Annotated in this window: 1 protein-coding gene; it reads right to left on the bottom strand. The window is 52.5% G+C overall.

What is annotated here, in order from left to right; translation table 11 throughout:
* Nucleotides 1-278 (bottom strand): VOC family protein (locus ABD361_RS30525; RefSeq protein WP_344440236.1); only part of this gene is annotated, 278 nt, incomplete at its 3' end.
* Between the last annotated feature and the right edge of the window lie 276 nt (nucleotides 279-554).

The following is a 554-nucleotide window of genomic DNA, read 5'->3' as shown; positions in this document are numbered from 1 at the left end:
CCCGGCGCGCCGTTGTCCTTTCCTCCGGCGGCCAGCGCCGCCTGCCAGAAGGCATCGACCTGCTCGCGGCTGTCGGCGCGAAAGGCAATGTGCAGCGGCGCCGGTTTTTCCGCACTTTGATAGAGGCATAGAGAAGCATCGCCGCTGCCGGCCAGCTCTGCGCCGTAGCTCGGTTCGCCTTCGCCGACCAGCGTTACGCCAAGCGGGGCCAGGGCCTGCAAAAAGAACGCTTTGCTGGCGGCATAGTCGCTAACGCCGAATTTCACATGATCGAACATATCTTCTCTTCTCCTGTGGATGGGATATCACCAGCTGAAGGCGCTAGCCGGACAATAGATACAAGATAGTTAACAACGGTTATTAACTTTTTTAACAGCTCAAAATGTTTAATTATTCCTAATACGAGTATTTACAGACGTTTAATCTGCCATGTACCATAAACAAAAAATAACATTTGTGATACAAGTCACTCTTTTTTGGCGCATGGGTAAGCTCAGCGCGGTGTGAATGCCGCTGGTTTACCGCCTCAAGGTTATGGCAGCACTCTTCTCACG

It is taken from the genome of Streptomyces luteosporeus, assembly GCF_039532865.1.
GTDB classification, from domain to species: domain Bacteria; phylum Actinomycetota; class Actinomycetes; order Streptomycetales; family Streptomycetaceae; genus Streptomyces; species Streptomyces luteosporeus.
The sequence above is the reverse complement of the archived record's forward strand: the minus strand, read 5'-3'. Positions and strand labels throughout refer to the sequence as shown.